A 23,200-nucleotide genomic window follows, 5' to 3' on the forward strand; every position below is an offset into this window, starting at 1 on the left:
TTGTGAAAATCGACCGGCACAATTTGCGAATTCTGCGGGCGCTGCAAACCAATGCGCGCATCAGTAATCTGAAACTGAGTGAGGAGATAGGGTTATCCGAGAGCGCCTGCCTGGCGCGGGTCAAGCGTTTGACCAGCGAGCGTTACATCCGGGAATTTCGCGCCGAAGTGAACCTGGACAAAGTGCGTCACGCCGAGTTTTACGTCAACGTGGCCTTAAAGCGGCAGGATGCCCGCACTGCCGAAAGCTTCCGCCGCGCCATCAACGATATTCCGCAGATCGTCTCCTGTGTGAAGATGTCTGGGGAGTTCGACTATATGCTGCGCTTCGTGTGCCCGGACGCGGCGGATTTCAATCGCGTGTCCGAGCAGCTGTTGGCCAACGAGGAGGCGGCTATCTCGCGCATGACCTCCCACCTGGTGATCGAAAAAACCAAGCCGTTTACCGGCTATCCGCTGGAGTTGCTGTTCAACGACTGAGCTCGCTGGCTATTTCCCCCAGCACTTGTAAATTCCGCTTCAAGCGCCGTTCCAGGGGCCAGCCGCAATTGATGCGAATGCAGTTGCGATAGCGTCCCAGGCTGGAAAATACCTGGCCGGGCACAATGCTGATATTGCGGGCGGCAGCGGCCTCAAACAGTGCCATACCATCGAAGCTCTCCGCCAGTGTCAGCCATAGGACAAAACCGCCGTCCGGGCGCGAAATCGCTGTTTCCGCCGGCATTACGTTTTTCAGGGTGCGGCGGTACGCGGTTAGCTGCTCCGCCAGCGCCAGGCGCAGGCGCTGCAGGTGGCGGCGGTAGTGGCCCGTATTGACAAAGTCCGCCAGTGCTACCTGCAGTGGCAGGTTCACGCTCACTGCCTGTGCGCGCCATCGTTGTACCGCTGACAACAAATACCGCCCCGGGGCGCACCAGCCGATACGGTAGGCGGGGACCAGTGCTTTTGAGAAGGCGCTGCACCAGAATACCCAACCGTCCCGATCCCAGTGTTTGATGGGGAGGGAGCGGTTCAGATCGAATCCACACTCCCCAAATACGTCATCCTCTATGACCGGGCAGCGGTATTCCGCGGCCCACGCGGCGATACGCTGCTTGTCGTTGACGCTGAGGCTGAAACCGAGTGGATTGTGGTGATTGGCAGTCACCACACAGGCTTTGACTTCCGGGTTTGCCATGGCGGCTTCCAGGGCCTGCATACGGATGCCGCTGCGGTGCAGTGGGATTTCCAGCAGCCGCCGATCGAGGCTTTCGATCAACTGCAATAGGCCGCTGAAGCAGGGGCTGGGCAGTGCGACGACATCCCCCGGCTCGGTCGTCAATTGCAGGGCGAGACAGATGGCGTCCATGCAGCCGTTGGTGATTAGTAGGTCCCGCGCGGGCAGGGCGAGGCCGTCCGTAGCGAAATGCTGTGCCAGCGCCTCGCGCAGCGCCTTGTCTCCTTGTGGTGGCGCATAGTGCACGAGGCGCTCCCCGAGTTTGAGGGTGGCGCGGTGCAGGCTGCGTTGCAGCTCTGTCAGGGGGATCAGTTGTGGGCTCAGCAGGGATATACCAAATGGTGCGCTGCCAGGGGTGGCGGCGGCGCGCTGTACCTGTTCGATTTCCGCGATATTGGTCACCACACCTGGCGCAGCGGTGAAATCCTGCAATTCTGCGCCCGCTTCCGCGTGGGTGGTATCCCGGACATAGAAACCGGACTGGGGGCGGGCGGTGATCAAGCCCTCGCTCTCGAGAGTTCGGTAGCACTGTATTGCGGTGGTGACGCTGACATTGTGCTGATGGGCGAACTGCCGCACTGACGGCAGCCGCTGACCGGCACCCCAGCGGTGCTCGCGAATTTCCCGCTGCAGCTGTGCTGCCAATAAGCGGTAGAGAGCGGCCATTTCACCCCCGGGATTGATATGCCGAGGCAAATTGTACTGCAAAAAGCGCAAATTATTGTCTCTGTTTTGGTTTGGGCGAAGGCGGCAAACTGGTTTTTTTGCAGTTCGGGGAGAGTAACGAATGTCAGAAGTCCGGAAGGAAGTGACACAGTTTCGCGAGTTGCTGGAACAGGCACTCGAGGTCAGTTGTGAATTTTTACGCGGCCTAGAGCGTCGCCCCGCCGCTTGTATCGATGCGCCGCCGCTGCCATTGGAGTCACTACCTCGGCACGGTATGGGCACTGCGGGGGCCCTGAAGGAATTTCAACGCCGGGTGATGCCCTATCTTTCCGGGTCGGCGGGGCCGCGCTACTGGGGGTTCGTCACCGGCGGCAGCAGCCCGGCGGCTTTGGTTGGCGACTGGCTCGCGGCCGCCACTGACCAGAATTCGGCCACTTTCGGGGATTCCATCGCTCCGGTGGTGGAGGTGCAGGTCCTGAATTGGCTGCGACAGCTTTTTTCGCTCCCGCCATCCTTCGACGGCTGTTTAACCAGTGGCGCCACCAGCGCCAATCTGCTGGGAATTCTTTGCGGACGCCAATTTGCCGGCCGGGTTCAGGGGATGGATATAGCCGCTGAGGGGGTGAGTGGGGCGAGTATCCAAGTGTTTTCCGCCTGCCCCCACGCCAGCAGTCTGAAGGGGTTGGCGATGGCTGGACTGGGGCGGAATAACCTGACCGCCGTCGCATGCGAGCCGGGCACGGAGCGTATGGATACCGTGGATCTGGCGCGTGCGCTGTGCGCCAGCGATAGCCCCGGGAAAATCGTACTGGCTAGTGCCGGGACAGTGACCGGTACTGATTTCGATGATTTAACGGCAATCGCTTCTCTGTGCCGAAAGTACAATGCATGGCTGCACGTGGATGGCGCCTTTGGTTTGTTTTCCCGCTTGCTGGAGGATAGGCGGCATTGGACAGAAGGGATTGAAGCTGCGGACTCCATTACCTGCGATGCCCACAAGTGGCTCAACGTGCCCTACGACAGTGGTATTTTCCTCACCCGCCACACGGATCTGCTGGAACAGGTATTGGCCGTACCTTCTCCATATTTGCCGGCGGGCAACGGGCAGCCGCACTTTATGAACCGGGGGGTAGAGAACTCGCGCCGTTTTCGGGCATTGGCGCTGTGGTTCAATTTGCGGGCATACGGCCGCGAGGGCGTGGCGCAAATCGTGAAAGACAACTGTCTTCAGGCGGCGCAGTTGTCGAAGTGGCTGGCTTCTGCTCAGGGCTATGATCTGCTGGTGCCGTGTAAACTGAATGTCGTGGTGTTTCGCCCGCGAAATTGTCCAGATATCCGTGCCTGGCTGGACAGACTGAACCGAAGTGGTGAGGTATTTATGACCCCTGGGCAGTGGGATGGCCGCGACGCAATTCGCGCCGCATTCAGCAATTGGTCGACGACCAACGCTCATGTGCAGCGGGTGATTCGCTTGCTGGAAAACAAGAGTGACTAAAGACGCGCCGATGAATGCAGCTTGTGTGAACAGCTGTCAACAATCACCTCAAGGGAACTGCACCAGAGGCGCAGAGCGCCTCATTAAATTCCGCTACAGCGGTGTCACTGAATGTCGCGCACCAGGCGAAGAGCCTTTAGCTGTGTTCGCTCGCCGTAAGTAAATGCGCCGGAGTCAAAATCCACATACCACGAATAGTGCATATGGAATTTGGCGGGTGACGAAGACCAAACGCCAGCGGATGTGGCATTGGGAAACACGGCCGTATTGATCGCGGGCGCGGTGCATTGCAGTTCGACCAGGGAGCTCAGCTCGCGGATATTCGGCAGTCGCCAGTCCTGGTGGCCAGCGAAGCCGCCTTCGCGGTTGAATGTCGGCGCATAGGCCAGTGCTCCGGCCCAGTTAAGGGTCAGGGCCTCACCGTCCTCGCAGTTTTTTCCGGACATGCCTTCCACGCAGGTGCGCCACATCAGGCCCAGCTTTTTATCAATAACAGTACCGTCATCCCGTTGTTCGAATCGTGCGGCGGGCGCGGTGGCAATGATCTGTCCTGGTTTACACTGCTGGGCGCACAATGCCTGCAGAGGCGTGGCCAGCAGTAACAGCAGAAATGTATTGCGTGCGGCAGTGATCATTTGTCCTCCGAGTTTTCTGCGCCCCAGTTCCTAACCAGCCGTACATGACGGCCATTGTCGCGGGGCAGGGGGGCGGCGTAACCGAGCTGGAAATTTACCGCCCAAGCCCTTTGGGGGAGTAATGCGTCCGGAGAGTAAGTCCAATAAAAGCCACTTTTTGTATTGGGGAAATAAGCGGTATCGATAGCGGGGGCGCTGCGCCCGAAGTGCACCAGGCTGGACAGTTCATTTAAGGTTGGCAGGCGCCAGTCGCTGTAACCGCACAGGCCCCGATGGTTGGTGCGGCTGACGAATTCCTCGATGTTGCAATAGGTGGCGGGTTGGCCCTGGACGTATCCGGTGCATTGCGCATAGCGGCTGTTCCAGTCGCCGATATGGCCGCCGTTGAGCTTCTTGTCCGGGTTGTACCAGGTGAAGACATCGTCGGCGTCGTGGCGTCCGCGGTTGCCGTAAACACCGTCGCCCGGTTGTTTGACTTCCCACATCAGGCCGGTGATTTCGTCCAGTACACAGTTCCAGTTCTGTGCATCGGCGGGGAGGAATTCGCCATTTGCATCCAGTTTGCGGTACACAAAGCCCGCTGCGCCGTCGGCGTCGTCACCGGCGGTGACATCCCTGCCGTGGCGGCAGTCCTGCTGGCTCAGGATATCGCTCTCTACAGCCGTTTCCCCGGCCGCTTGCCCGCCCTGCATACGGGCGCTGCAGTCGCTGTTGACTCCCCGGGGATAGTCCGCGCCCCAGGTGATGCCGGTATCATTGAGTCCGTTTCGAGGCGGGGAATACTCCCCGCCGGATTTTGAGCACCCACCCTGGCTGGCAACGGCAACAGCCAGGGCGACAATCTGTGCATATTTTCTCGTTAACACCTTTTTTCCACCTAGGCCAATACCCCGGGAATCACTTCGGATTGATAACCCTGATAGGCGGGGTGTTCGTGCGCCTGCAGGGCCACCGCCGCCGTGTGTATCTGGTGCAGAGGCGTGTAGGCGGCACTGCCGGAATCGGAAACGCCGCGTTTTATTACACCGCCGCCACCGGCCATGATCAGGGGAATATCGGTACTGCTGTGGGCGTCTCCGTTACCCATGTCGGTGACCTCGCAGACGATGGTGCTGTCGAGTACGCCTCTGTCCCGCAGGCGGCCGATCAGATAAGCCGAAAGGCTGCTGAGGTGCTTGCGCGTTTCCCGGTAGTGGGGATAGGTCGGATCGCCGCCGTTACCGCCGTGAATCGACTGGTGATAGGTGTCCTTGAAATCCAGATAGGGCAGGGAGAACTCGGCGCCGTCATTGCCGAAGGTGAGGGAGCAGGAGGCGGTGATATTGCACTCCAGTGCCAGCGCGATGATGTCCGCCTGAAGTTCCGCCTGTTTTTGAAAGGTGGAAAACTCGATCGGGAATTCCTCCGGCGCTGTGGCACCGCCGCAGGAGAAACCGCCACCGGCCAGGTCTTGCAGGCGCCGCTGGGTTTCCTCTATCGCGGTCAGATGCGAGTCGAGGCGCTGCTGCTCGTAGGTGCCCAGTTTGTTTTTCAGTGCGTTCACGGCCTCCAGGTGGGCGTCCACGGCGTTTAATTTGGGATCGCCACCGCCGCCCTGCAAATTGCCGAACAGGCGGTTGAAGGCGTTAAACGGGTTGTCTTCGGAGGGAACAACGGAGCCGTTGTCTTTGGTGAAACCGCCGCCGCCGTTGCTGTGTACCCCCAGGTTGACGTAGGTAAAGGGCAGGTTTTCGCCCAGAATTCTGCCCATGTTGACGTCGAAACTGTCGCCACCCCAGCTGTTGTTGATGATGGTCGGCATAACGCCGTGCCCGCCGCGGTGGTGGCTCATATTTTTGAGGAAGTTGCACTCACTGGCGACAGTGCTGTACGGCTGGGACATATCCCCGAAACTGGTCAGGTCGGCGTTGGGGTACCAGTGTTCCGCCAGGGCGCCGTCGGGTACATAGATGACCACGGATTTGTTGGGGGCTGTTTGCGCCTCGGCCCAACGGGAAACCATCATGCCGGAGACCAGGGGAGAGGCGCGCATCAGTCCTTTGCTGATGCCCGCAGCGGCGAAGATTTTGAGTAAATCCCTGCGCCTTTTATCAAATTCATTTTTGTATCGCTTTGCCATTGCTTAAACCTTTTATTCTGTGATTCGCCAAAAAGTCAGAGCGGGGGCCGCGCCTTAGCGCGACCACTCCTTGCGATAACGGACTGCATCCAGTGTGCTCAAACTTTCGAGCATGGAGCGGGGGTTCTCTTGCACCAGCGTATCGGTCATATCGGCGATGGTGCAGGAGTATCCGTCCTTCTCGAGCGGGTCGAGCTGTCGGCCCTCGGGGTTAGTGCTATCGATGGTGTTGTGTCCGACACCGAGCATGAACCGGAACATATTCTGAGACAGGCAGGACTGTGCGCTGGGCAGTGTCGCCAACACTTCTCCCAGTCCCCGCGCGCCTTCGAATTCGATCCATTCGCCACGGTTGCTCAGCACATCGGGTGCATAGAGACGTCCACTGGCATCGATCGTGTTGCCGTTGAGGTCGACAGTGCGGGGATTGCCCACCGCGTCAAAGTCTTCCATACCGCCGCCGAGGGGGTTGATCCACTCCTGGTGGCAGTTCAGGCAGGGGCTGACAGAGGTCAGGGCCTCGTACTTCATGCGGTTGGTTGTCGCCGGGTCCGCGATAAGGTCCGCGAGCTCTTCAATACGGTCGGCGCGGTCCTCGATGATGCCGGCGGGCGGATTGGGCTGATCCTGACACAGCATACGGCGGCGTACCCGTACTGAGCGGCGGATCGGTGACGTCTCGATGCGCTCGGCCCAGCGGGACATAAACGCACCGCTGGTCAGAATGCCGCCGCGATCCGTGGTGGTGACCCGCTGGAACTCATCGCCGGAGACGCCGCCAATGCCGTAGTGCTGAGCCAGAGGGCCGTTGACGAAGGTCCAGTTGCCGTTGTAGAGCGAGGCGAAACTCTCGCTGCTGTTCAGCATGACTTCGGCGAAGACTTCACGGATTTCCTGCTGCATATGCGGCGCTACTGCTTCGAAACCGGGCCAGGTGGCCTCGTCTTTCGGCGAGTAGTCGAGGTTGTCCGTATCCAGCCAGCTGCCGACAAAGTCGCCCATGGTGTTTCTCGCCTCGGGCAGATTCAGCAGCCGCTGCGCTTCCTCCTGAATTTGCGCCGGATCGCGTAGCAGATCGTTGCGCGCTTTTTCCAGGGTGGTTTCGTCCGGCGTGGAGCCGGTGAAGGAGTAGCTCAGCCAGGTGGCCATTTCGTAGGACGTCAACTCGTAGGCGTCTGCGTCGATTGCGTTGTTTGCCGGATTGAGTTCACCCAGCTCGTGGCGGTACAGGAACTGCGGTGAGGACAGCATGGTCATCAACGCCAGCTGGATGCCCGAATGTACGTCGCCCTCGGTAACGGTGCCATTGGCCAGCTCGGAATAGGTGGCGATTTCCTCGCTGTCCAACGGGCGGCGGAAAATTTTCGGTGCCAGTTCGTTGATAAACTGATCGACACAGTCCTGGTTGAAGGAACTACAGTTCAAGGCCGGGGCAAAATCTCTCGCCGCGGACCAGGCTGCGATTTCCTCGGCTACGGTCAGATAACTGTCGTAGGCGGAGGTGACGATGGACGCGTGGGCGTTGTTGATGAAATAACTTACCCGGTAGTCTTCCGCCAATCCTTCTGCAGCATTGAAGTCTACGCCCAGCAGATCCTCGACCGTATTTTGGTACTCGGACCGCGTGAGGATTTTCAACTGGCGGGCGCCGTAGCGGACAATGTCACAGTTCGGCGGCGTCTGCTCTTCCCAGAAAGTATCGGCAATATAGTTGCCGACCTTGTTGGCGCAGTCCCCGTCACAGGCGGCAGGATCGTTGCGGGGCATGGACTGCTCGATATAGCTGATCATGAAATCCAGGTCACGAGGCTCGTTCAGCGGTACTCCCACCCTGCCGCCGTCGGCGGCAAAACCGTGACAGCCGGCGCACATGGCGCTGTAGATTTCGTAGCCCGTCATATTGCTGGTATCCGTGCCGCCGCTGCTGGACGAACCGGAACTGCTGGATGACGTGCTGGAGCTGCTGGACGAGGAGCTGGAGCTGCTCGACGAAGAACTGGAGCTGCTGCTCGACGAACCACCCGGGCCACTGCAGGTGGGCAGCGTAAAGCTTCCATCGTGGTCGCCCTGGAAGCCGAATGTAGTGCTTTCACCAGGTTTGAGGCTGCCGTTCCAGTCAGCGTTGCTGAAGGTGGCTGTGTTCTCAGAGACGCTGCTGTTTGAATTCCAGTTGCCGGTGATTTGTGGTGGTTCATCGAACTGGAGCGTGACTTCCCAGCTGCTTACAGCACTGCTGCCATTGTTGGTGACCGTGACGTCGAGCTGGTAGCCGTTGTTCCAGACATTGTCGTAGGTCACAGCACAGGAGATGCCACCGTCGGTGCCACCGCTGGACGAGTTGCCCGAGGTGGAGCTGCTCGACGAGCTGCTGGAACTTGAGCTGCTGCTTGAAGATGAGCTGCTGCCCGATGATGACGAGCTGGAACTGCTGGAGCCGCTGTCGCCTTGCGCAACTATGCGGTGCAGGGTGCCGCCGACAATATCCGCCAGATAAATTTCACCGCTGTTGGATTCGCCGAAGGTGGCGATATTTAACGCGGTGTCAGCCAGGGGATACATGGTGTCGGTGTAGGCCCAGACTTTTCCATTCTGATAATCACCAAAGATATAGGCGCCATTTAGGCCCGCGATTTGCGTGCCCCGGTACACATAGCCCCCGGTAATTGATTGGCCTTGATCGTGATCGTATTCGAACAAGGGGTCTTTGTAGGGGCCACTGTCTTCACAGCTATTACTGGTGGTGTGGAAGCCTTCCCGGCAGCGCCAGCCGTAGTTGCCGCCTTTTTCAATAATATTGACTTCCTCGTATTCCGCCTGGCCGACATCCGCGAGCCAAAGATCGCCGGTGACCCGGTCGAAACTCCAGCGCCAGGGATTGCGCAGACCATAGGCGTAAATTTCCGGCTGGCCGCCACCGTTTGCGAAGGGGTTGTCCGACGGGATGCTGTAGGGCGAGCCGTTGTCCACGTCGATTCTGAGCATGGCGCTGTGCCAATTGCTGGTGTCCTGACCGTTGGCTTCCGGGTCGTTGGCGGAGCCGCCGTCCCCGAAACCGATGTACAGGTAGCCGTCGGGGCCAAAGGCGATATGGCCGCCATTGTGGTTGGCATAGGGCTGTTGCAGGGTGAGGATGTCCTGGCGCGAGCCCGCATCCAGACTGGTGCCGCCGGTGCTCTCGGTGTAGCGGGCGATAACCGATGTCATGGGGTCTGACGCCGGTGTGGTAAATGACAGGTAAACCTGTCTATTCACTTGGTAGTTGGGGTGGAAGGCCATTCCCAACACCCCGCCCTCGGCCGCGCTGTCGACGGTGCCGGATAGATCCAGGTAAACGTTTTTGGTGGTGGTGAGATTGTCACTGGCATCGATCCAGTAAACCATCCCGGTTTTTTCCAGAATATACCAGCGCGAATTGTCTCCTGGTGCCTGCATCATGCCGAGAGGCTGTTCGAAGGTCAGGTTGGGGAATACACGCTCGATTTCCACTGCTGGTGGCGGACCACTGGGGCCTCCGCTGCCGGAACTGGACGATGAGCTGGAGCTGGAAGATGAGCTGGAGCTGCTGGAGCTGCCGCTGCCATCAGCGTCACAGACGGCACCGTTCACCACTGGGATTACGGCGCTGTCTGATCCATTGCTGAGCGTCAGACCGAACTCCACATACTGCCCCGGCTCGACGCTGCTGTTCCAAGACAGGCTGCTCGCCGTATAGGGGTTGTCGCCCATCAGGCTTGTGTTCCAGCTGTCGACGACTACGGTACCGTCATCGTATTCCCAGTCGACTTGCCAGCCATCAATGGCACTGGTACCGGTGTTGGTAATGCGGATGCTCGCCTGTGCGCCGGAGCCCCAGTCGTTGACGATTAGGTACTCACAGGTTGCAGCGGCCGCCGCAGGCATTGCAATCCATGAACAAATTAACAGAAATAACGATGAGATTTTTAACGCGGGACTGTTCATTTCATTATTTCCTGCACCATAAATTTTTAATGGGCGTTACCGTTACCGGTGCGCCCTTGGCCTTTTTTGGGAAATGCCTCTGGAGTTTCTCTGGAGGCTGCTCGAACGTAGAGACGCCGGTTGAGGCCGGCACTGCCTGGCTCTACTAGTTTTGGGTGCGGAATAAAGGATCAGGTAATCGGGATATGAAAAAACTCCCCGAAACCTTTTTTGTGTTTGTATTGTGTGTGCTGCCCGGTCTTTTAATAATTAGGGTGCCGAGCTTTTTTCAATGTACTGACTTCCTTTTCTCTCTACAAGTGCCAACTGGAGAATTGGCGCTGTATTCTTTTTGCTGATCTCGAGGAGCCTGATTGGTGCGCTAGGAATTCCCCGGTGCAATTGCGCCATTGCCGTGGTTTTTGGGGGTGCCCAAGCTCCGAAAAAATTTTAGTGGCATCTGCTGGTGGCATCTGCGCCAATTTGCCTGAGACCCCATTAATTACAAATTTTCTGTATTTTACTTTTTATTGGTATCTGTGACGTTGTTAAAATGTATATTCCGTCACTGTATTTTTATATTCTGGCGTGCATGTTTTGTGTTGATGGTCTAAATGAATTTAAGGATTGTTCGGATAAAAAAGCGGCCCGGAGGCCGCGTAAGTTTGCGGATATTTGCCGATCAGCCGCAATTTAAATTTGATGCTATCGACCTTTTTCGTGTGTGTGAGTCGCTAAAATTGCCGTCAACTGCTTGGCAGAATGCCTGTTTATAATTTTTGAATTCCGTTCCCATCCAGCGGTCCCACCAGGTGAAATAAAAACCGTAGTTGCCGTGGAATCGCTGGTGGTGCAGGTCGTGGTGGGTGGTTGTGGTCATTATGTCCAGCGGCCCGTCCACCCAACTGCGGGGGTGAAATTCGCAACCTGCATGCAGCATGGCGTTGCGGAAGATCATTACGAAGATAAATATGAGCCAGACCGCCAAATGCAGCGGAATCAGCGCCAGTATCAGCGGCGAAAAGATTCCCATCAGAGAAGCCTCTCCCACCGAGAAACTGTAAGCGGCCCAGGGCGTCGGCGTGCGGGACAGATGATGGACACGGTGAAAATGCTTGAACAGCGCGGGGTGGTGCATGGCGCGGTGTGTCCAATAAAAGTATGTGTCGTGCAACACGATAAGCACTGGCAGACTGATCAGGTTCCACCACAGTGGGTAGTCGCTCCACTGCCGGTATATCCGCAATAGTCCCCAATCGCCCAGGATACTGGTGATAATGCCGATGGTGGCAAAGACGCCCAAGGTGAGCATGGAAAAGCGGATTTCCCGGCGGATGTCTTTCCAGCTTGCGCGACGCCTTTGGATGCGACGGCTGTCCATCCATTGACGGAATACCCAACTGACCAGCAGGCTGACCGCCGTAGCGGCGATGAGGTAACGAAAGAGATCGCGACGGAAGTGTTCTCCCCAGGTTTGGGCCATTTCCCACAGGAATTCCATAGTCTCACCTTTTTTATTGGCTTTATTGGGGCGGCGCTCCTGATGAATTCGTTTTAGGTGCGCTGGAGCGCCCGTGAATTGCTGTCCGCACGAGGGGCGGTGCTTTCCCGGTGATGTGGAGGTGACAGTTTTGGGCACCCCCTCCAGTCGTGGAAGGAGTGTGGGGCAAAGTGGCGCCGACTGCTTGCGGAAAGCGGAAAACTGCTGACGGATTCTGAAAAATTGCCGGTCAGACTTCCTGCACCGGTAGCTTTTCCCGCCGGTACTCGGTGGGTGTCTGTTTGTGGCGGCGTTTAAATGCGGCGTTGAAGGGGCTGAGGGATCGGTAGCCGATATCCAGAGCAATGGTGAGCACCGGGAGGTGTGCTTGCTCCGGGTCCGCCAGGCGCCGGCTGGCCTCGTCAATACGGAACTGGTTTAGGTACTCGTTGAAGTTCCGGTAACCCAGGTGGCGATTAATCAGTGTTCGCAGTACATGCTCGCGGGCCCCCAGTTGCTCCGCCAGTTCCCGGATGGTCAGTCCGGTGTGGCGATAACCTCCGGCATGCATGTGGGCCTGAAGTTTTTCCAGCAGCTGTTGCTGGGGTTTGTCCAGGGGGGGCGGAGTCTCGGGAGGCGGTGTTTTTTTCTTTTCGCGTTCTTCGCTCGGCGGCAGTGATTCGTCCAGTGCGGTGGGGGACAGCGCCAGCAGCCAAAGGCAGGCTGTCAGAGTGAGCAGGCTGGCGAGCAGCGCGTGTAGTGTGGGAACGCCGGCGGGGACCGGCTGGTAGGAGAACAGAAATTCGGCGCAGACGACAATCAACATATATCCGCCCACCGCGATCAACAGCGCCGCGCGCAGGCGGCGGCGGGCTTCCACCAAGTCGGACTGGAACTGCCGCACCAGAGTGATCAGGCCTGCGGCAAGCAGGCTGAGTTTCAGTGGTTGGGCCAGGATGTAAAGGGCTTCGTGCACTTGAGGCTGCCCGCTGGGACCGAGGTTGGCCGCTCCGCTGACAATCACTGAAAGCGCGATCAGAATCCAGCCGGAGCGTGGAAATTTTCCCGAGTCACTGCACAGGGAAAAGGTGAACAGCCAGAAAGCCGCCGGTACCAGGTCGGTGGGGAGGTCTAGCAGCAGCTTCAGCCAGGCGTTCTCCGGTGCCGCGAGCGGGTGCACTAGGTAGCTGAACACTCCGGTCAGGAGTAGAAACAACCAGCGTCCCGCCAGCTGTCGGCGGTAGCTGATCGCTAGCTTGGCGGCTGCCAATAACAGCAGGCCGCAGGCGGCGCCGGTAAAGAACACGTAACCGGTGCTCATGCTTATCTCCAGCGCGCCGCCCAGGCGTCCAGTACTTTGCGGGAGTAGGTATAGCGACCGTAGCTACCGTTGTAATAGGCCAGTGCGTCGGCGAGATTGCCTTTGGCTTTTTCGATGTAATGTTTGAGGATGGTGCAGCCGTAGCGGAGGTTGGTGTCCATGTCGATCAGGTTGTCGTCCGGACGGCCGATTTCTTTCTTCCAGAAAGGCATCACCTGCATCATGCCCTGAGCGCCGACACGGGATACGGCATAGGGGTCGAAAGCACTTTCAATCTGGATAACGGCGAGAACGATTTCCGGCCGCAGACCGGCGCGGGTGGCTTCGCGGTGCACGGCTTTTAATACGCGCATACGTTCTTGAGGATCTTTGATATAGCGGGCCAGGGGCTGGGATTTGCTCATCAGCCAGACTTCGGCATCGAAGCGGTCGACAAAGCTATCCGCCTGGGTGACTGCTTCCTTTAAGGCGCGCTTTAACTCGGGATCAATTTGCGCAACTTCCCCCTGGGCCTGGACCCCAGTGAAAAGCAGGCAGAGCAATAGTGTGGCGAGGCTTTTTCTTATCATGACTGGGAATTTTACGGAAAGGCGCGGGGGAAGGGCAGAGGAAATTGCGGTTCGCCCGGATATCTCCGGGGCGAGCCGCGGATGCCGGGCTGCGCCGGCATCCAAGTCACATAAAAACCGTTAACCAGCGATCATTTTTAGCAGGACTTCCTCCAGTTGTGATACGGCGAACTCCTGGCTCTCGGCGTCCCGGCGGCCTTTGTATTCCACCACGCCTTTTTCCAGCCCCCGGTCGCCCACCACAATGCGGTGCGGAATTCCCATCAGTTCCACATCGGCGAGCATAGCGCCGAGACGCGCTTTGGGTTCGTCCATATAAAGGACGTCGATACCTTTGGCGCTGAGGGACTGGTACAGGTGTTCGCACTTTTCCCGCACTGTGTCGCTTTTGTGCAGATTGATCGGCACGATTGCCAGTTGGAAGGGGGCGATGGCATCCGGCCAGAGAATACCGGCATCGTCGTGGTTCTGTTCTATGGCGGCAGCGACGATGCGGGACACGCCGATGCCGTAGCAGCCCATGGCCATCACTTGCTCTTTGCCGTTTTCGTCCAGCACTGTGGCGTTCATTGCGCGGCTGTATTTATCACCCAATTGGAAGATATGCCCCACCTCGATGCCGCGTTTGATTTCCAGGGTGCCGCGGCCGTCCGGGCTGGGGTCGCCGGCTTCTACATTGCGCAGATCTTCCACGCGCTCCAGTGCCACATCGCGACCCCAGTTGACGCCGGTGTAGTGATAGTCGTCTTTATTGGCACCGCAGATAAAGTCCGCCAGGTGGGCGGCGGCGCGGTCGACGATGGTTTCAATTTGCAGTCCGACGGGGCCGAGAGAGCCGATACCGCAACCGAGTTCCTGTGCGATGCGCTCTTCCGGCGCGAACTGCAATGGGCTGGCGATACCGGGCAGTTTCTCGGCCTTGATTTCGTTCAGTGTATGGTCGCCGCGCAGCACCAGCGCCACCAGCGGCGGTGTCTCACCCTCTTCGCACTCGCCAAGGACAATCAGCGTCTTCACCGACTGCGCGGGGTCCGCTTGCAGGAATTCGCTCACCGCGGCGATGGTTTTCTGATTCGGGGTGTGCACTTCCTCCAATTCCCGGCCCGGTGCCGGCCGCTCGCCCGCTGGCGCCAGTGCCTCTGCCAGCTCCACGTTGGCGGCGTATCGGGATTCGGTGGAGAAGGCGATATCGTCCTCACCGCTATCCGCCAGCACGTGGAATTCGTGGGAATGAGAACCGCCGATGGAGCCGGTATCCGCCAGCACCGCGCGGTAGTCGAGGCCGATGCGGTCAAAGATGCGGCAGTAGGCGGCGTGCATTGCGTCGTAGGTTTCTTGCAGGGAGTCCGCATCAATATGGAAGGAGTAGGCATCCTTCATGGTGAACTCCCGCGCGCGCATCACGCCAAAGCGCGGGCGGATTTCGTCGCGGAACTTGGTCTGGATCTGATAGAAGTTGGCCGGCAGTTGCTTGTAGCTATTGATTTCGTTGCGGACCAGATCGGTGATGACCTCTTCGTGGGTCGGCCCCAGGCAGAAACCGTTGTCGTGGCGGTCGCGTATGCGCAGCAGTTCGGGACCGTATTCCTGCCAGCGGCCCGACTCCTCCCACAGTTCCGCAGGCTGCACCATCGGCATCAACACCTCAAGGGCTCCGGCACGGTTCATCTCTTCGCGCACAATGTGCTCAACCTTGCGCAGAACCCTCAGCCCGGTCGGCAGCCAGGTGTAAAGGCCCGAAGCCAGGCGACGGATCATGCCGGCCCGCAGCATGAGCTGGTGACTGATTACAACTGCGTCATTGGGGGTTTCTTTCTGGGTGGCGATCAGATAGCGGGATGCGCGCATAGGGGTTCTGTTCTGGTTGTGTTGCTTTGGAGGGCGACATTCTACGCTAAATGCCCGGCGCTGGGGACCAAAGATAGGTCCGTGGTGTTTGCGGAGGACGCTTTGCGCCAAGCAACAAAAAACCCCGCCGCAGCGGGGTTTCTCAAGGTGGCGCGAATCAGGACTCGGCCATTTCCTTGAGCTTTTTCAGCGGGCGGACTTTCACTTGAATGCTGGCGGGTTTGGCCTTGAATACGGTTTCCTCGCCGGTGAAAGGGTTGATGCCCTTGCGCGCCTTGCGGGCGGGCTTCTTCACAGTGGTGATTTTCAGCAGGCCGGGCAGGGCGAACTCGCCGACCGCACGCTTTTTGATGTGGGCGTGAATCACGTCGGCCAGCTCGTCCAGAACGGACTGAACCTGTTTGCGGGTGAGTTCGGTGTTCTCTGCAATCTGGTTCAGGATCTGGGTTTTGGTGTACTTCTCCTTTACGGCGGTGATTTTCTTGACCGCGGCCTTCTTGGCGGGTGCCTTGCTGGCTGTGGCTTTCTTGGCGGGGGCTTTCTTAGCTGCTGTGGCTTTCTTGCGTGCTGCCATTAGTAGCTTCCTTCTATTCGTTTTTTCCGATGAAAATGTGTTCTTACGCCCGGCGCGCCCATCTGAAAGGGGGGGCGCGACGGGTGCTGAGGGGAAGTATATATAGTTTTTGTTCCCGCGCAGTGGAAAAGCAGGAAAAAAATAGTGTTTTTTTTACCGATCTGCGGTTGAGATCCCATGTCTGCGCCGACTTTGGGGGTGCGCCTTGCCGATTGAGGCCGCAGCTTCTTCCCGCTATGGGCCTCATGTATAATCTGCGCCCCTTAAACCATCCGGTACTGAGCAATGCCTATTTACGAATACCAGTGCAATGCCTGCGGCCACGAGATGGAAGCGCTGCAGCGCATGAGTGATGCCCCGCTGACCGATTGCGCCGCCTGTGGCAAGGCGGAGCTGCGCAAGAAGATCTCCGCTGCCGGTTTCCGCCTCAAGGGGGGCGGTTGGTACGAGACGGACTTCAAAACCGGCAGCAAGAAGAATCTGGCTGGCGACGCGGCCAATGGGGCCAAATCCAGTGGCGAAAAGGCCGGTGGAGACAAGTCCAAGACCGGTTGAGTCCTCCGGGTCGCCGTGTGGCGGCCCTCAAATTCATTTAACGACTACGGGAATAGACATCCATGCGCACTGACTACTGTGGCGCCCTGCGTTCCGCGGATATAGACCGCGTAGTAACCCTCTGCGGCTGGGTCGACCGCCGCCGTGATCACGGCGGAGTAATTTTTATCGACCTGCGTGATCGCGATGGCATAGTGCAGGTGGTGTTCGATCCGGATGCCGGCGAACACTTTGAACAGGCGGACCGGGTGCGCGGCGAGTATGTGCTGAAAGTGACCGGCCGTGTGCGCGCCCGCTCGGAAGCAACGGTAAACCCGAATATGGACACCGGCGAGGTGGAGGTTTACGGCACTGAGCTGGAGATATTGAACAGCGCGGAAACCGTTCCTTTCCAGCTGGATGAACACACCGCGGTGGGCGAGGATGTGCGCCTCAAGTACCGCTATCTGGATCTGCGCCGCAGCGATATGCAGCGCAATCTGCGCTTTCGCTCCAAGCTGACTACCGCCATCCGCAACTATCTGGATACGCAGGGCTTCCTGGATATCGAAACCCCGATTCTCACTCGCGCCACTCCCGAGGGCGCCCGCGATTATCTGGTGCCCAGCCGCACCCACGAGGGCAAGTTTTTCGCCCTGCCGCAATCACCGCAACTGTTTAAGCAGTTGCTGATGGTTTCCGGTTTCGACCGCTACTACCAGATTGCCAAGTGTTTCCGCGACGAAGACCTGCGCGCTGACCGCCAGCCGGAATTCACCCAGATCGATATAGAGGCCTCTTTCATCGATGAAGAGACCATCATGTCCATTACCGAGGGCATGGTGCGCAAGCTGTTCCAAGAACTGTTGGGCGTGGAGCTGGGGGAATTCCCGCGCATGAGCCACTACCAGGCCATGCTGCGCTACGGCTCCGACAAGCCCGACCTGCGCATTCCGCTGGAGATGGTCGAGATTAAGGACCTGATGACAGAAGTCGAGTTCAAGGTCTTCTCCGGTCCCGCCAACGATCCCAAAGGCCGCGTCGCCGCCCTCAAAGTGCCCGGTGGCAACGATAAGCTCACCCGCAAGCAGATTGATGATTACGGCAAGTTCGTCGGCATTTACGGTGCCAAAGGGCTGGCTTATATCAAGGTCAACGACAAGTCGGACCTGGAGAACGGTTTGCAGTCGCCGATCGTTAAGTTCCTGCCCCTTGATGTGCGTGCGGCGATTCTCGACCGGGTCGAAGCGGAGAGCGGCGATTTAATTTTCTTCGGTGCGGATACTGCCAAGGTTGTTTCTGAATCCCTGGGCGCGCTGCGCTGCAAACTGGGCGCCGATCTGAATCTCTACACCTGCGACTGGGCCCCTCTGTGGGTGGTGGCATTCCCCATGTTCGAGGAAGAGGACGATGGTGGTCTGACGGCCTTGCACCACCCCTTTACCGCGCCCTCCTGCACTCCGGAGGAGCTGGAGGCAAACCCGCTGGGCGCCCTGTCCAGGGCCTACGACATGGTCCTCAACGGCACCGAGCTGGGAGGCGGTTCCGTGCGCATCCACGACCAGGCGATGCAGCAGGCGGTGTTCCGCATTCTCGGTATCGACGAGCGCGAGCAGCGCGAGAAGTTTGGCTTCCTGCTCGACGCCCTCAAGTTCGGTGCGCCGCCCCACGGTGGATTGGCTTTCGGGCTCGATCGCCTGGTGATGCTGATGACCGGCAGCGATTCTATCCGCGACGTCATCGCCTTCCCCAAAACCCAGACAGCAGCTTGTGTGATGACAGATGCACCGGGTGCCGTGGAGGCCAAGCAGCTGCGCGAACTGAATATCCGTCTGCGCCGGAAGGAAGAGCAGGTCGGCTGATCTTTTGTAGGATGGGCAAAGCGCAGGCAGAAAGCGGTACAGCGGTTTTCTGCTTTCCCGTTACCCGATACGGGATCGTGCCCATCAAGTTTAACCGATGGGCATGTCGCTGCGCTCCTCAGCCCATCCTGCAAACTGATTAAAGAGAGACGAGCAATGGCCGGACATAGTAAATGGGCCAATATCAAACACCGCAAAGCGGCCCAGGACGCAAAGCGCGGTAAAGTTTTCACCAAGATTATTCGCGAACTGACCGTGGCCGCCAAGGCTGGCCCAAACCCGGATGACAACCCGGCTCTGCGCGCCGCTGTCGACAAGGCGCTGGGCGCGAATATGAAAAAAGATACCATCGAAAAGGCCATCGCCCGCGGTGCCGGCAACGCCGAAGGAGACAACTACGAGGCGGTGACTTACGAGGGCTACGGTGCCGGAGGTGTCGCCATCCTGGTGGAGTGCCTGACCGACAATCGCAACCGCACTGTTGCCGAAGTGCGTCACGCCTTCTCCAAGCGCGGTGGCAACCTGGGCACCGATGGCTCGGTGGCCTACCTCTTCTCCCGCAAGGGGCAGCTTTACTATGAGGCTGGGGTGGATGAGGAGGCACTGATGGAGGCCGCTCTGGAGGCGGGTGCCGAAGATATCGAGACCAACGACGACGGCAGCATTGAGGTCACCACCGAATTCCAGGACTATATGTCGGTGAAGGATGCGCTGACCGAAGCCGGCTTCAAGCCTGACAATGCCGAGGTTGCGATGATCCCCTCCACAACGGTGCCGCTGGACAAGGATGGTGCCGAGAAGGTTATGGCACTGGTGGATATGTTGGAAGACCTGGACGACGTGCAGAACGTCTATACCAATGCCGACATTCCCTCCGAGGTGATGGAAGCGTTGGCCTGATCCGCGTATCGGATTACTGCGCTGCAGGCGGGCCTTGTGCCCGCCCTTTCCTTGACGCCTTCCCCCCACCTTGGGACACTCCCGCCACCATAGAAATAGATAGACAAAACCAAGGGAGTTGCCCTTGACCCGAATCCTGGGCATAGATCCCGGCTCGCGCAAAACCGGTTACGGCTTGATCGACATACAGCGAGGTAAGGCCGTCTACGTCGCCAGCGGCGTGATCCGGATACCGGACGGCGCGCTGCCGGAACGCCTCAAACTGATCTTCGATGCCGTCAGTCAGATCGCCGGGCAATACCGGCCCGAACAGATGGCGATTGAAAACGTGTTTATGTCCAAGAGTGCCGGTTCGGCCCTGAAGCTGGGGCAGGCGCGGGGCGCGGCTATTGTTGCCGCCGCCAATGCGGGTCTGCCGGTGGCCGAGTACGAGGCGCGCAAAGTGAAGCAGGCGGTGGTGGGCACCGGGGCGGCGGACAAGCTTCAGGTGCAGCATATGGTGAAAACCCTGTTGTCACTGCCGGCCGCGCCGCAAGAAGACGCCGCCGATGCGCTGGCCGTGGCGCTTTGCCATATGCATACCATGCAGACCTTGGTTCAGACCGCTGGCGGCGCCCGCACCAGCTTCCGCCGCGGTAGATTAACGATTCGATAGACAGACGCGGGGCGGATGGCAGTGCCCTTGCCTCGGAGTGAGAAGCGAATGATAGGAAGACTGAGCGGCACTCTGGCCGCAGTGCAACCGCCACTGCTACTGGTGGATGTACAGGGGGTGGGCTATGAAGTGCTCGCGCCTATGACCACTGTTTTCGAACTGCCCCCACAGGGACAACAGGTCCAGTTGCACACCCATCTGGCGGTCTCGGAAACCGCTCAAACTCTGTATGGCTTTCTCCGCGAAGCGGACCGCCAGTTGTTTCGGACGCTGATCAAAGTCAACGGTGTGGGGCCGAAGATGGCCCTGGCGATCTTGTCTGGCCTCGATGCCGCCGCTCTTTCCCGCTGTGTGGCGGAGGACAATGTGGCCGCCTTGGTCAAAGTGCCCGGCGTGGGTAAGAAGACTGCGGAGCGCTTGATTGTCGAACTGCGAGACAAGCTGGCGCCGCACCCAGGGGAGGTCAACGATATACCGCTGATGGCCGCGGCCGCGCCGAAAGTCGATCACCTTGCCGAGGCGGAGAGCGCCCTCGCCGCGCTCGGCTACAAACCAACCGAAGCCTCCAAGATGGTGGCCCGCGCAAGCAAGGCGCAGCCGGATGCAGACAGCGCCACCCTCATTCGCCTGGCGCTGAAAAGTATCGCGCCGGCGTAATGGAAATCCGTGGCAATCATGCGCAAAGGTGACAGCGAAATGCCAAGTGAAGCAGTGTGTCGGGGGAAGAATTGCAGGCGGTCGCGTTTGCATTGGCGCCCGTGGCCGGGGAGGTTGCCGTGATTCACGCCGACCGCCTCATTACTCCCGAACCTCTAGGGCCTGCCGGCCAGGAAGAGCAGTACGACCGCGCTGTGCGCCCCAAGACGCTGGCGGACTATGTCGGCCAGCCGGTGGTACGGGAGCAGATGGAAATCTTCATTCAGGCCGCCAAATTGCGCGGTGAAGCCCTGGACCACACCCTGGTGTTCGGCCCGCCGGGCCTTGGAAAGACGACGCTCGCCAACATCATTGCCGCCGAGATGGGGGTGGCCATCAAGACCACTTCCGGCCCGGTGCTGGAAAAGGCGGGGGATCTGGCTGCGCTGATGACCAACCTGGAACCCGGCGACGTACTTTTTATCGACGAGATACACCGCCTCAGTCCCCATGTGGAAGAGGTGCTCTATCCGGCGATGGAGGACTATCAGCTGGATATTATGATCGGCGAGGGGCCGGCCGCGCGTTCAATTAAGTTGGACCTGCCGCCCTTCACTCTGGTGGGAGCAACCACCCGCGCGGGGCTGCTCACCTCGCCGCTGCGGGATCGTTTCGGTATCGTACAGCGGCTGGAGTTCTACAGCGTCGAAGACCTGACCAGCATTGTGCAGCGCTCCGCTGGACTAATGGGCGTGGAAATTAATAAGGGCGGCGCACTCGAAGTCGCGCGCCGCGCCCGCGGCACGCCGCGTATTGCCAACCGCTTGCTGCGCCGGGTGCGGGACTACGCCGAGGTGAAGGGTGACGGCAGTGTCGATGCCGCCATTGCCGACGCCGCTCTGAATATGCTCAACGTGGACGCGCGGGGGTTCGATCAGCTCGACCGGCGCATGCTGCTGGCCATGATCGAGAAGTTCGACGGGGGGCCAGTGGGGATCGACAGCCTGGCCGCGGCAGTCAGTGAAGAGCGGGATACCATTGAGGACGTGCTCGAGCCCTATTTGATTCAGCAGGGCTATATTGCCCGCACACCACGCGGACGGGTGGTAACCGGGCTTGCCTATGAGCATTTTGGAATTCCCAAGCCGGCCAGCAAATAAAGAGTGGCTCTTCGGTGCAATCAGTATTTTGTAAGGAATAGGGGTGAAAGAAGCTTTTAGTATCCCCATCCGCGTTTATATCGAAGACACGGATGCGGGTGGAATCGTTTACTACGTCAATTATCTGAAGTATATGGAGCGCGCGCGCACAGAACTGGTCCGCTCCCTCGGCTATGATAAGCCGGCCATGCCTGAGCGGGGGCTGTTACTGGTGGTGCACTCTGCGGAAATACAGTACCGGCGCTCGGCGCGCCTGGACGACACGTTGCGGGCCACGGCAGCGATTGGCAAACTGGGGCGCGCCGCGGTGACCTTCGAACAGAAAATCTGGCGCGACGATGAAATTATTTGCGAGGGTGTGGTCAAAGTCGCTTGCGTATCGGATGACACCCGCAAGCCCTGTGCGCTTCCCGAACCCATTTATTCAGCATTAAAGGCAGCTATTTAAAAGATGAACGCCGGTGAACAACTTTCCCTCTGGGGGCTGATACAGAATGCCAGCCTGCTGGTGCAACTGGTGATGTTGCTTCTGTTGCTGGCCTCGGTGGTTTCCTGGGTAATGATTATCCAGCGCGGGCTCTACCTCTCCCGCGCGAAAAAAGCACTGACTACTTTCGAGCGCCGATTCTGGTCCGGCGCGGACCTAAATCAGCTCTTCCGCGAAGGCAATGCCCGCGCTGAACGCGGCAGGACCGACGGCGTAGAATCCCTGTTCCGTGCCGGCTTCACCGAGTTCACCCGGTTGCGGCAGCAGGGGCGAAGCAGCCCCGAAGCGGTGATGGAGGGCACCGAGCGGGCCATGCGGGTTGCCATGTCGCGGGAACAGGAGAAAGTGGAGATGAACCTGCCGTTTTTGGCGACTGTCGGCTCGGTGAGTCCCTATATCGGTCTCTTCGGTACCGTTTGGGGCATTATGAATTCCTTCCGCGGCCTGGCCACCATGCACCAGGCCACTATTGCCACGGTCGCGCCCGGGATTTCCGAGGCCCTGGTGGCCACAGCCATGGGCCTGTTCGCGGCCATCCCCGCGGTAATGGCGTATAACCGCTACTCGGCCAAGGCAGAATGGTTGCTGTCCAGTTACGAGACCTTTGCCGAGGAGTTCTCCTCGATCCTGCACCGCAAAGTGCACGCAAGCTGAGCGGATAGGCGAACCCATGAGTGTTTTTCGCAAGGGCGGCAAGCGCAAACTGGTCTCCGAGATCAATGTCGTGCCCTACATAGACGTGATGCTGGTACTGCTGATCGTCTTCATGGTCACCGCACCCCTGCTGATGCAGGGCGTCAAAGTGGATTTGCCGGACGCCCCCTCGGCGCCCATTGAGGACACCGACGAGGAACCTTTGATCGTATCTGTGCGCGCCGACGGCACCTACTATTTAAATCTGGGGGAAGATGAAAAGGCCCCCAAGCCGCTGGCGGAGATCAAGGAAACCGTGGCTAAGGTTTTGCGTCAAAAACCCGACACGCCAGTACTTGTGTGGGGGGATACGGACGCGAAATACGGTTTGATCGTCAGCGCCATGACCCACTTGCAGCAGGCCGGCGCCCCCAGCGTGGGCCTGGTGACCGAGCCGCCGCAGGAATAGGAC

21 protein-coding genes are annotated in these 23,200 nt (G+C 59.0%); 11 read left to right on the top strand and 10 right to left on the bottom strand.

Going from position 1 to position 23,200, the window contains the following annotated elements; translation table 11 throughout:
- The first annotated feature begins 2 nt into the window (after nt 1-2).
- On the top strand, nt 3-479 hold the full coding sequence (locus BM155_RS12425) for an Lrp/AsnC family transcriptional regulator (RefSeq protein WP_067151447.1): 477 nt from the start codon (nt 3-5) through the stop codon (nt 477-479).
- On the opposite strand, the gene BM155_RS12430 is transcribed toward BM155_RS12425, so the two are convergent.
- On the bottom strand, nt 469-1,881 hold the full coding sequence (locus BM155_RS12430; protein ID WP_074903624.1) for an aminotransferase-like domain-containing protein: 1,413 nt from the start codon (nt 1,879-1,881) through the stop codon (nt 469-471). The genes BM155_RS12425 and BM155_RS12430 overlap by 11 nt on opposite strands.
- A 121-nt stretch (nt 1,882-2,002) precedes the next feature.
- On the opposite strand from BM155_RS12430, the gene BM155_RS12435 reads away from it, so the two are divergent.
- A complete protein-coding gene (locus BM155_RS12435; RefSeq protein WP_074903474.1) occupies nt 2,003-3,376 on the top strand; it encodes a pyridoxal phosphate-dependent decarboxylase family protein in 1,374 nt (457 codons plus the stop codon).
- A gap of 104 nt (nt 3,377-3,480) precedes the next feature.
- Here the strand turns inward: BM155_RS12435 and BM155_RS12440 are convergent, their stop codons facing one another.
- From BM155_RS12440 to BM155_RS12480, 9 genes are all read right to left on the bottom strand, one after another.
- Nucleotides 3,481-4,011 carry an Lcl C-terminal domain-containing protein gene (locus BM155_RS12440; protein ID WP_139223256.1) on the bottom strand — a complete coding sequence of 177 codons (531 nt, stop codon included), beginning with the start codon at nt 4,009-4,011 and terminating at the stop codon, nt 3,481-3,483.
- The gene (locus BM155_RS12445) at nt 4,008-4,877 is read right to left on the bottom strand and encodes an Lcl C-terminal domain-containing protein (RefSeq protein WP_074903477.1); all 870 of its coding nucleotides are present in this window, start codon (nt 4,875-4,877) and stop codon (nt 4,008-4,010) included. The genes BM155_RS12440 and BM155_RS12445 overlap by 4 nt, the downstream gene beginning before the upstream one ends.
- A gap of 11 nt (nt 4,878-4,888) precedes the next feature.
- Nucleotides 4,889-6,130: a DUF1552 domain-containing protein gene (locus tag BM155_RS12450; RefSeq protein WP_231902448.1), complete on the bottom strand. Its 1,242-nt coding sequence runs from the start codon at nt 6,128-6,130 to the stop codon at nt 4,889-4,891.
- Nucleotides 6,131-6,184: 54 nt separating this feature from the next.
- Complete coding sequence (locus BM155_RS12455; protein WP_074903479.1) at nt 6,185-10,030, bottom strand: cellulose binding domain-containing protein; 3,846 nt, start codon at nt 10,028-10,030, stop codon at nt 6,185-6,187.
- 721 nt (nt 10,031-10,751) lie between these two features.
- Entirely contained in the window at nt 10,752-11,570 is an 819-nt protein-coding gene (locus BM155_RS12460) for a sterol desaturase family protein (RefSeq protein ID WP_074903480.1), read from the bottom strand.
- Between the two features lie 229 nt (nt 11,571-11,799).
- Nucleotides 11,800-12,870 (bottom strand): helix-turn-helix transcriptional regulator, encoded by a 1,071-nt coding sequence (locus BM155_RS12465; RefSeq protein WP_074903482.1) that lies wholly within the window; start codon nt 12,868-12,870, stop codon nt 11,800-11,802.
- A 2-nt stretch (nt 12,871-12,872) separates the two neighbouring features.
- On the bottom strand, nt 12,873-13,439 hold the full coding sequence (locus BM155_RS12470) for a lytic transglycosylase domain-containing protein (RefSeq protein ID WP_067151466.1): 567 nt from the start codon (nt 13,437-13,439) through the stop codon (nt 12,873-12,875).
- Between the two features lie 120 nt (nt 13,440-13,559).
- On the bottom strand, nt 13,560-15,287 hold the full coding sequence (locus BM155_RS12475; RefSeq protein WP_074903484.1) for a proline--tRNA ligase: 1,728 nt from the start codon (nt 15,285-15,287) through the stop codon (nt 13,560-13,562).
- Nucleotides 15,288-15,444: 157 nt separating this feature from the next.
- On the bottom strand, nt 15,445-15,861 hold the full coding sequence (locus tag BM155_RS12480; RefSeq protein WP_067151473.1) for an HU family DNA-binding protein: 417 nt from the start codon (nt 15,859-15,861) through the stop codon (nt 15,445-15,447).
- Between the two features lie 285 nt (nt 15,862-16,146).
- Between BM155_RS12480 and BM155_RS12485 the strand changes: the two genes are divergently transcribed.
- The 9 genes from BM155_RS12485 (at nt 16,147) to tolR (ending at nt 23,197) form a co-directional block, all read left to right on the top strand.
- Nucleotides 16,147-16,416 carry an FmdB family zinc ribbon protein gene (locus BM155_RS12485; RefSeq protein ID WP_067151476.1) on the top strand — a complete coding sequence of 90 codons (270 nt, stop codon included), beginning with the start codon at nt 16,147-16,149 and terminating at the stop codon, nt 16,414-16,416.
- 62 nt (nt 16,417-16,478) lie between these two features.
- Nucleotides 16,479-18,257, top strand: coding sequence for an aspartate--tRNA ligase (gene aspS, locus BM155_RS12490; protein WP_074903487.1), 1,779 nt, complete (start codon nt 16,479-16,481; stop codon nt 18,255-18,257).
- Nucleotides 18,258-18,413: 156 nt separating this feature from the next.
- On the top strand, nt 18,414-19,157 hold the full coding sequence (locus BM155_RS12495; protein ID WP_067151483.1) for a YebC/PmpR family DNA-binding transcriptional regulator: 744 nt from the start codon (nt 18,414-18,416) through the stop codon (nt 19,155-19,157).
- 124 nt (nt 19,158-19,281) lie between these two features.
- Nucleotides 19,282-19,812 (top strand): crossover junction endodeoxyribonuclease RuvC, encoded by a 531-nt coding sequence (gene ruvC / locus BM155_RS12500; RefSeq protein WP_175487797.1) that lies wholly within the window; start codon nt 19,282-19,284, stop codon nt 19,810-19,812.
- A 48-nt stretch (nt 19,813-19,860) separates the two neighbouring features.
- Entirely contained in the window at nt 19,861-20,469 is a 609-nt protein-coding gene (gene ruvA, locus BM155_RS12505) for a Holliday junction branch migration protein RuvA (RefSeq protein WP_067151489.1), read from the top strand.
- A 119-nt stretch (nt 20,470-20,588) separates the two neighbouring features.
- Complete coding sequence (gene ruvB, locus BM155_RS12510) at nt 20,589-21,608, top strand: Holliday junction branch migration DNA helicase RuvB (protein ID WP_067157372.1); 1,020 nt, start codon at nt 20,589-20,591, stop codon at nt 21,606-21,608.
- A gap of 43 nt (nt 21,609-21,651) precedes the next feature.
- Nucleotides 21,652-22,056 carry a tol-pal system-associated acyl-CoA thioesterase gene (ybgC, locus tag BM155_RS12515; protein ID WP_067151492.1) on the top strand — a complete coding sequence of 135 codons (405 nt, stop codon included), beginning with the start codon at nt 21,652-21,654 and terminating at the stop codon, nt 22,054-22,056.
- A gap of 3 nt (nt 22,057-22,059) precedes the next feature.
- Nucleotides 22,060-22,749 (top strand): protein TolQ, encoded by a 690-nt coding sequence (gene tolQ / locus BM155_RS12520; RefSeq protein ID WP_067151494.1) that lies wholly within the window; start codon nt 22,060-22,062, stop codon nt 22,747-22,749.
- A gap of 16 nt (nt 22,750-22,765) precedes the next feature.
- Nucleotides 22,766-23,197 (top strand): protein TolR, encoded by a 432-nt coding sequence (gene tolR, locus BM155_RS12525; RefSeq protein ID WP_067151496.1) that lies wholly within the window; start codon nt 22,766-22,768, stop codon nt 23,195-23,197.
- Nucleotides 23,198-23,200: the final 3 nt, after the last annotated feature.

The organism is Microbulbifer thermotolerans (assembly GCF_900112305.1).
Classification (GTDB): Bacteria; Pseudomonadota; Gammaproteobacteria; order Pseudomonadales; family Cellvibrionaceae; genus Microbulbifer; species Microbulbifer thermotolerans.

Coding starts and splice junctions, on each gene's coding strand:
- BM155_RS12430 (WP_074903624.1), bottom strand. CDS start 1,881: ATGGCCGCTCTCTACCGCTTATTGGCAGCACAGCTGCAGCGGGAAATT.
- BM155_RS12435 (WP_074903474.1), top strand. CDS start 2,003: ATGTCAGAAGTCCGGAAGGAAGTGACACAGTTTCGCGAGTTGCTGGAA.
- BM155_RS12440 (WP_139223256.1), bottom strand. CDS start 4,011: ATGATCACTGCCGCACGCAATACATTTCTGCTGTTACTGCTGGCCACG.
- BM155_RS12450 (WP_231902448.1), bottom strand. CDS start 6,130: ATGGCAAAGCGATACAAAAATGAATTTGATAAAAGGCGCAGGGATTTA.
- BM155_RS12455 (WP_074903479.1), bottom strand. CDS start 10,030: ATGCCTGCGGCGGCCGCTGCAACCTGTGAGTACCTAATCGTCAACGAC.
- BM155_RS12460 (WP_074903480.1), bottom strand. CDS start 11,570: ATGGAATTCCTGTGGGAAATGGCCCAAACCTGGGGAGAACACTTCCGT.
- BM155_RS12465 (WP_074903482.1), bottom strand. CDS start 12,870: ATGAGCACCGGTTACGTGTTCTTTACCGGCGCCGCCTGCGGCCTGCTG.
- BM155_RS12470 (WP_067151466.1), bottom strand. CDS start 13,439: ATGATAAGAAAAAGCCTCGCCACACTATTGCTCTGCCTGCTTTTCACT.
- BM155_RS12475 (WP_074903484.1), bottom strand. CDS start 15,287: ATGCGCGCATCCCGCTATCTGATCGCCACCCAGAAAGAAACCCCCAAT.
- BM155_RS12480 (WP_067151473.1), bottom strand. CDS start 15,861: ATGGCAGCACGCAAGAAAGCCACAGCAGCTAAGAAAGCCCCCGCCAAG.
- BM155_RS12485 (WP_067151476.1), top strand. CDS start 16,147: ATGCCTATTTACGAATACCAGTGCAATGCCTGCGGCCACGAGATGGAA.
- aspS (WP_074903487.1), top strand. CDS start 16,479: ATGCGCACTGACTACTGTGGCGCCCTGCGTTCCGCGGATATAGACCGC.
- BM155_RS12495 (WP_067151483.1), top strand. CDS start 18,414: ATGGCCGGACATAGTAAATGGGCCAATATCAAACACCGCAAAGCGGCC.
- ruvA (WP_067151489.1), top strand. CDS start 19,861: ATGATAGGAAGACTGAGCGGCACTCTGGCCGCAGTGCAACCGCCACTG.
- tolQ (WP_067151494.1), top strand. CDS start 22,060: ATGAACGCCGGTGAACAACTTTCCCTCTGGGGGCTGATACAGAATGCC.
- tolR (WP_067151496.1), top strand. CDS start 22,766: ATGAGTGTTTTTCGCAAGGGCGGCAAGCGCAAACTGGTCTCCGAGATC.